General features: G+C 59.9%; 7 protein-coding genes. 1 reads left to right on the top strand and 6 read right to left on the bottom strand.

Features of this window, described 5'->3' with window-relative positions:
* The first annotated feature begins 113 nt into the window (after positions 1 to 113).
* Positions 114 to 1,664, top strand: coding sequence for an IS66 family transposase (locus AAFO90_RS16325; protein ID WP_347510050.1), 1,551 nt, complete (start codon positions 114 to 116; stop codon positions 1,662 to 1,664).
* 149 nt (positions 1,665 to 1,813) lie between these two features.
* Here the strand turns inward: AAFO90_RS16325 and AAFO90_RS16320 are convergent, their stop codons facing one another.
* From AAFO90_RS16320 to AAFO90_RS16295, 6 genes are all read right to left on the bottom strand, one after another.
* Positions 1,814 to 3,118 carry an ABC transporter transmembrane domain-containing protein gene (locus AAFO90_RS16320; protein WP_347510049.1) on the bottom strand — a complete coding sequence of 435 codons (1,305 nt, stop codon included), beginning with the start codon at positions 3,116 to 3,118 and terminating at the stop codon, positions 1,814 to 1,816.
* 8 nt (positions 3,119 to 3,126) lie between these two features.
* Positions 3,127 to 3,660, bottom strand: coding sequence for a plastocyanin/azurin family copper-binding protein (locus AAFO90_RS16315; RefSeq protein WP_088636197.1), 534 nt, complete (start codon positions 3,658 to 3,660; stop codon positions 3,127 to 3,129).
* A gap of 106 nt (positions 3,661 to 3,766) precedes the next feature.
* On the bottom strand, positions 3,767 to 4,522 hold the full coding sequence (locus tag AAFO90_RS16310) for a copper-binding protein (RefSeq protein ID WP_088636196.1): 756 nt from the start codon (positions 4,520 to 4,522) through the stop codon (positions 3,767 to 3,769).
* Between the two features lie 46 nt (positions 4,523 to 4,568).
* Positions 4,569 to 5,927 (bottom strand): copper oxidase, encoded by a 1,359-nt coding sequence (locus tag AAFO90_RS16305; protein WP_347510048.1) that lies wholly within the window; start codon positions 5,925 to 5,927, stop codon positions 4,569 to 4,571.
* A gap of 11 nt (positions 5,928 to 5,938) precedes the next feature.
* Complete coding sequence (locus AAFO90_RS16300; protein WP_347510047.1) at positions 5,939 to 7,399, bottom strand: TolC family protein; 1,461 nt, start codon at positions 7,397 to 7,399, stop codon at positions 5,939 to 5,941.
* The gene (locus AAFO90_RS16295; protein ID WP_223865963.1) at positions 7,399 to 7,620 is read right to left on the bottom strand and encodes a hypothetical protein; all 222 of its coding nucleotides are present in this window, start codon (positions 7,618 to 7,620) and stop codon (positions 7,399 to 7,401) included. The genes AAFO90_RS16300 and AAFO90_RS16295 overlap by 1 nt, the downstream gene beginning before the upstream one ends.
* Positions 7,621 to 7,625 lie beyond the last annotated feature (5 nt).

The raw sequence follows: 7,625 nt of genomic DNA, 5'->3' as shown, positions 1-7,625 counted from the left end.
GTTTGGATTGGCGCCGGGTTCGATCTCTGGAGGTGCGCCGACCGGCTGTGGCAGAGTGACTCGGCCTATTGAATAACCGGGCATCGGCGCCCCGGGCCCGGTATAATCCAGCCATGCCCGACGCCCCGCCCATCGACCTGTCCGCGATCCCCGAGAGCCAGCGCGCCGCCGTTCTGGCGGTTCTGCAGGAAAACGGCGCCCTGAAGGAAGCCAACCGGCGGCTCGAGCATCTCGTGGCCGAGTTGAACCATGTCGTGCATGGCAAACGGTCCGAGAAGCTGAGTGATGACGACCGGCAGCTTGCCTTCGAAGACCTGGAAACCGCCGTCGCCGAGGTCGAGACCCGCAGGGAGCAGGCCGCCCCCTCTACCCAGCCCCCGCGCGCGACACGACAGCGCAATCTCGGCCATCTGCCCGCGGACCTGCCGCGCATCGAGCGTGTCATCGAACCAGCGAGCCTTGAGTGTCCTTGCGGCTGCGGCCGCATGCACCAGATCGGCGAGGATCGGACCGAACGTCTGGACATCGTGCCTGCGCAGCTTCGTGTGCTGGTCGACATCCGGCCGAAGTATGCCTGCCGCATTTGCTCGGACGGGGTCACCCAGGCGCCGGCCGCGCCCCGGCTGATCGAGGGCGGTCTGCCGACCGAGGGCGCCATCGCTCATGTGTTGGTCTCGAAGTTCGCGGACCACCTGCCGTTCTACCGCCAAGGCCAGATCCTGGCGCGCTCCGGCATCCAAGTCGACCGCAGCACCCTGGCGGACTGGGCAGGCACCGCCGCCTTCCACCTCGGCCCCGTGGTCGACCGGCTGGCGGAACGCATCAAGTCCTCCGGAAAGCTGTTCATGGATGAGACCACGGCTCCGGTCCTCGACCCCGGACGCGGCCGAACCAAGACCGGCTACCTCTGGGCCCTGGCCCGCGATGATCGACCATGGGGCGGAGAAGACCCGCCCGGTGTCGTCTTCACCTACCAGCCCAGCCGCGCCGGCGCCCACGCGGAACAGATCCTTCAGGGCTTCGACGGTATCCTGCAGCTCGACGGCTACACCGGTTATGACCGGCTGACGCGCCCGTCCCGCAAGGGCGGCGCGCCGATCACGGTGGCCCACTGCTGGGCGCATGCGCGGCGCAAGCTGAAGGAGGTCTTCGACCGCGACGGCTCGGAAATCGCCGCCGAGGGCCTGCGCCGTATCGCTGAGCTCTACCGCATCGAGGCCGAGATCCGGGGCATGGGCCCGGGCCAACGTCTGTCGGCCCGTCAGGCCCGCAGCGCGCCCCCCGTGGCCGAGTTCGGTGATTGGCTGCAGGCACAGCGTCTGCGTATCTCGGCTAAGTCGCGCCTCGGCGAGAAGCTGACCTACATCCACCGCCAGTGGGGCGGCCTGCAGACCTTCCTCCACGACGGCCGCGTCGAGATGGACTCCAACGCCGTCGAAAACCTGATCCGCCCGATCGCCCTGACAAGAAAGAACGCACTCTTCGCCGGCCACGACGAGGGCGGCCGCACCTGGGCTCGCATCGCCTCCCTGATAGCCACCGCGAAGATCAACGGCGTCGAGCCCTTTGCCTATTTGAAGGCGACCCTGGAAGCCATCGCCGCCGGTCACCCGGCCAGAAGGATCGACGAGCTGCTACCTTGGAACTTCACCCCGTCAAGCTGAACAGGCGTGGGGTGGCGACAGCGCTTACATTCTTTCGTCCGTCTGAGTACTCGTCTGGGAGTGGGTCGGCTGCAGGATGTACCATCCTGCCGCAGAAACGGCGATCAGAGCAAAAAATATTGCTGCCCATTTCATGCTATCAAACTCCTTCATTGTGAAGCGAGGTCTCCATGCCCCTCGAAAGGCAAAGTCGTTTTTCTGAGCGGCGATTGCTCGAATTGGCTGACCTTTTCCAGCGTACTGTCATCTGCCTGGGCCACTTCGGACGAGTGGCCTGACCCGGCAAAAAAAGCCGTGATTTCGTGATACCGGATTCGGGTGTCTTCCAAGGTCTGATAGTAGCGGAAAAGTTCCTTCAGCGGTGCCGAGAAGTCCTTGTGCGCTGCCAGGACGGCCACCAGCGCGCCGAGTGTGATCCGCCCTTCGATGACGAAATATCCACCCAGAGAGTAGAACAGGAATGGCGTCAGCGCGGTCAGAAAATTGTTGAGGGCCTTGATGAAGAACTTCAGACGGAAAATCTTCCTGCGCACGTGCTCAAGCTCTCTAAAACTTGCGCTTACTGGCAGCAGCCCGGCCGGATTGACCTGCCGTTCGCGCAATTGATCGCTGAGCTGCCTGCCAAGCTGTCGGACCTCCTTGATCCTGGTGCGTGAAAGCGCGTTGACCCGCCGTTGCAGCTTGGGCAGCAGCACGAGCTGAATTGGCAGTACCGTCAGTGCGGCGGCACCCAAGACAGGGTCCTGAACGAACATGAAAAACAGGATCGTCAGAAGCGTACCGCCTTGCAGGATTGGCAGCGTAAGGACATCTGCCGCGAAGCCACCGATGGGCTCGACTTCCTGTGCGAGAATAGGGACGATCTCGCTTTGGTTTCCGGAGTCTGGATCGCTGCGCCATTGCCGATAGACCAGCAGGCGGAAGCGCCGCAGAAAACGCTCCGCGACATACCCTTTGAAGACGTTTAGGCCATATTTGTTTAACCCATTCAGGATGATCGCCAGAAGATAGAGACCGCAAAGAAGTATGAGGAAAACGACCTGATCGAGGTCTCGTCCCAGAACGACGATCGGGAAACGGTCGGAATCCAGAGCGTTGTTCACGATCTGTTTTGGCAGTTCCAGGGTCAGATAGAGAATAGGCATCGCGATGAGGCTAACCACGATCATCAACGCCTGCTGCCTTCTTGAATAGCGCAAGACGGTGCTGAAAAGACTTCCTTCGAGCCCTCGTATGGGCTCTGGGTGGATCGCAGGCGTGCTGCGGTACTTCCAAAGCTTCAGAATGCCGGGAATAGCAAGATATGAGCCAACGGTGATCAGCAGCGCAGGCGCCAAGACCAGTATGAGATGAATGAACGGGTGCACCCAGTCTGGCGTGACATCGTTGTAGTCGTACCCAAAGGCGGCAGCTACGTCGTGTACAAGCAGGTGATACCTGTCCAAGAGTGACATGGAAAAGTCTAACCCTTGGATTTCGGCGCGAGGTGATCGTGGACGATGATGACGCCCCACATGCCCGCCTCCCGGTGGCCGGGTATCAAGCATGCAAACTCCAGGCTGGTCACATCGGAGAACTCCCAGATCAAATCGGCATTTTGTCCACTTGGGATCGAAACCGAGTTGGCGCTGTCATGCTGCATATCGGGATGTTCGCGCATCCATTGCTGATGTTTTGCGACCTCGTCAAAGGAACCGAGAAAGAACTCGTGATTCAATGCGCCGGTATTTCTGATTGAAAACCGGACAACCGAGCCGCTTTCAATCTGGATCGCGTCCGGCTCGAAAAGCATGTAGCCGCTTGCGGTCTCCCTGACGGATATTTCAATCGTCCTGTCGATCGAGGAGCCATCACCGGGTTTCCCGATCGGATCATGGCCGGGCACTTCGAATGCACGCGCATGAGGTTGCTGGCCTTTGCCGCTGGAGGCTTCCAACGATAGGGTTGAAAACGCCAACGCTAGGGCGAGCGAAAAAATCAGGGTGAAGGTCTTCATAATAAACTACTCCGCAGCGCAAAGCTTTCAGCGGCCCCTTTTGTCGCTCAAGCTTGGTCTCGATCTGAAGGGGCCAAAGCGCATGCCCTGGCCCCGCCGGTAGTCATTATTTCAGTTGAGTGACCGTCAATTTGCCTTTCACCGGTTCCGCGACGAACTCGATCTCCTGACCTTCGGACATCTTGGCGAGCATCGCTTCATCGGCGCGGAACACCATCGTCATCGCGGGCATGTCGAGATTTACGAGTGGGCCGTGGTTAATTGTGACCTTGCCGCCCTCCGCATCGACCTTCTTGATCGTGCCTTTGGTGTATTCGACGTCCGCCTGTGCCAACACGGTCTCGGCCGAGGCCTGCGTTTCACTGACAGTGATCGGCCCGTGCATGCCGGATTCGTAGTGGCCGGGAATCAGGCAGGCGAATTCGAAAGTACCTGCGTTGGAGAACGTCCAGATGACCTCGCCCGACTTGCCTTCGTCCAGGCGCACCGAATTGGGATCGTCGTGCTCCATGTCCATGGCCGCCATCATTTCCTTGTGCTTGGCGTTGCCCGCGACATCATCGATTACGAACTCATGCTCGATCTCGCCCATGTTCGTGACGTTGAAGCGGATGGTCTCGCCCTGCTCGAAGTCAAAGCTGGCGGGTTCGAAGATCATCGTGCCGTCGTCGGTTTCGCGCATGGTCACATCGATTGTACGGCTTACATCATCCGCCTTACCCGGCATGCCTGCCGCCATCTCGGCGTGGCCGTGGCCCGCCTCGGCTTTTTCATGGCCATGACCGCCCTCGTGGGTGCCTGCCGCATAGACTGGAGTGATCATGGCAAAGGCCATCGCTGTCGTCAGTAGAAGGTTTTTCATCTGTTTTTCCTGTAGTTTCAGTTGATTGAAGGAACGAAGGGCCGCCTCAGCCCTTCGAGGTGGTTTTCGGTGTCAGGATGGTTTTGGGACTGTTGTTGGTCGCAAACTCAGGCAACTCGCCTGTCCATTCGTAGGCTTGCTCGCCCGGAGGGTTTTCGTACCAGCCGGGATCCGAATAATCGTCCGCGCCGATACCTTCGCGCACCTTCACGACCGAGAACATGCCACCCATCTCCAGCGGACCATGCGGACCCCAGCCATTCATCATCGGAATGGTGTTGTCTGGCAATTCCATGGTCATCTTGCCCATGTCGCCCATGCCGGCGGTGCCCATCGGCATGTATTCCGGCTGGAACTGGCGGATCTTCTGCGTGAGCGGTCCCTTGTTGACGCCGATGAACGTAGGCACGTCATGACCCATCGCATTCATCGTGTGGTGCGACTTGTGACAATGGATCGCCCAGTCGCCCAAATGATCCGCCGTGAATTCGTAGGCGCGCATCGTACCGACGGGGATGTCGATGCTGACCTCGGGCCACTGCGCGCTTTCCGGCACCCAGCCGCCGTCCGTGCACGTCACCTTGAAGTCGTAGCCGTGCATGTGGATCGGATGGTTCGTCATCGTCAGGTTTCCGACGCGCACGCGCACCTTATCGCCCCTATTTACGACCAGCGGGTCGATGTCGGGGAAGATCCGGCTGTTCCAGGTCCAGAGATTGAAGTCCGTCATCGTCATGATGCGCGGCACATACGTTCCGGGGTCGATGTCGAAGGCGTTCAACATGATCAGGAAATCGCGGTCGACCGGCATGAACGTGGGATCCTTCGGGTGGACCACGAACATTCCCATCATGCCCATCGCCATCTGGGTCATTTCATCCGCGTGCGGATGATACATGAAGGTGCCCGATTTGATGAGATCGAACTCGTAGACAAATGTCTTGCCAGGCTTGATGCCCGGATGGCTGAGACCCACGACACCGTCCATACCAGAAGGCAGGATCAAGCCGTGCCAGTGGACCGAGGTCGCTTCCGGCAACTTGTTGGTCACATAGATACGCACGCGGTCACCTTCGACCGCCTCGATTGTCGGACCCGTTGATTGACCGTTGTAGCCCCATAGATGCGCGACCATGCCATCGGCCATCTCACGCTCGACGGGCTCGGCAACGAGGTGGAATTCCTTGACCCCGTTGTTCATCCGGTAAGGCAGCGTCCAGCCGTTGAGTGTAACCACCGGTGTGTAATCTACACCGGAGGACGGTCGCGGCGTGATCGCCGTTGCCGCACTATCCATCAGCGCCGCTTCGGGCAAACCCATATTCAGGGTCTGACCCCAGGCTTTGGAAGAGACCAGCGTTGCACCTGCCGCGCCGGCTCCGAGTAATTGACGTCTGTTTAACATGTCAGTTCCTTTCAGTGTCCTGCGCCGCCACCGGCGGCAAGTGTCGCGCCTTCTCCACCAGCACCACCGCCGTCGCCACCGCCATAGATCGCAGCGGTCAGATCAGCCTGTGCCATGTAGAATTCGCGTTTTGCGTTTGCCGCTTCCAGCGATGCGCCAAGTTTTTCGCGCACATCTGTCAGCAGCTCGAAAGTGTTGGTGATCATGCCGTTATAAGACAGCAGCCCCTCTTCTTCGACGGTCGTGCGTAGCGGCACCAGAACGTCGCGATAGTGGCGGGCAATCTTATACGCGGCGTGATAGGAGGCTTCAGCACCACGCGCTTCGGACCGGACGTTGACGGCTCTCTCTGCCAGCACGTTGGCTGCTTGCAGGTACGACAATTCCGCCTTTCGCATCCGTGCCTTCCCGGTGTCGTAGATCGGGATTGCGAACTCCACCTCCACCTGAGGGGTGGTCACGGTCTCCGTTTCTCCGTCCTCGATTTCCCGCTCAGCCTCGAAACCGGCGATGAATTCGAGATCGCTGAGAATGCGAGTCTGATCAGTCAGACCAAACGCCTTGGCCTGTGCTTCCAGGCCAAGTTTGGCAACGCGCAGATCAACCCGATTTCGCAATGCTTTCGCTTCGATGTCAGTCACACGGCCGACGGAACGCGGCAGCGCAGGAAGGGCATCGGGCACATAATAGTCGACTTCGGTGCCCCACAGCCCCATGAGCCTGGTCAGCTGCTCTTTGGACCGGGTAGCATTCAAGCGTGCCTGGGCAAGTTGTCCGGCGAGTTCGGCATTGAATGCCTGTTCACGGGCCTGCCCGGCTGTGTTGAGCGCGCCGGTCTCACCCAGCCTCATAGCCAATTCCGATCCGGCGTCAGAAGTCGCTTTCGCGCGGCGCAGATAGCTCACGGCCTCGAAGGCAGCTACGGCATCGACCCATGCCTTCCGCGTCTGATTGGCTAGTGCGAGTGTGTCGTTCACGGCGCTCAGTTGAGCCTGCCGGAAGTTTGCGTCTGCAATGGCTGTACGCTGCTTGCGAGTGGTGGCATCGAGCACGTTCGACCGTATCAGTCCCTCGATCGCCCTGTAGGCACCTAGTTCGGGCGCACCGATGCCCAGTATACCGATCGCGACGATCGGATTTTCCGGGGTCGATTGCTGCCAGGCCTCAGCGGCGGATAGGCCGACATTCGCATATGACGCCTGCAAACCCTTGTTGTTCAGAAGCGCGACCTGAACGGCGGTGTCCGCCGAAATGGTCTTGCGGTGCACCATTGCGTGCACTTGCTTTTTCAATGCTTCATTTTCGGCCTGGGTTTCGGCGAAGACTGTCCGTTTGCCGATGGCTGGTGTGACCTGGCTGGAAATGTTGGCGAAGCCAGCTTTTGGTTCCGTGTAGATGCCCGGTACAGCTGCAGCACAGGCACCCAAGATTAGCGGAAAGCCGAAAACCAGCGGAAACTTCGATACCCGCATCAGTTGCCCTCCGTCTGTTCTTGATTGACGGAACGCCAGTCGCGGGGACCTGTGGGGCCGCGGTAGGTGTAGCCCGCCAAGGGGTCCTGATAGCTGATCAGCGATGAAACTGCCGTGTTGGCGACGGCCTGTTGGGTCGCGACGGACGGCAACGGGGTGGGCTCATAGGCGCATGCGCCAAGCCCGAGGGCCGAAGCCCCCATAAGTAGATGAATTTTCATGAACG

The sequence above is a fragment of the Phaeobacter sp. CAU 1743 genome (assembly GCF_039839315.1).
Lineage (GTDB): Bacteria > Pseudomonadota > Alphaproteobacteria > Rhodobacterales > Rhodobacteraceae > Phycobacter > Phycobacter gallaeciensis_A.
The sequence above is the reverse complement of the archived record's forward strand: the minus strand, read 5'-3'. Positions and strand labels throughout refer to the sequence as shown.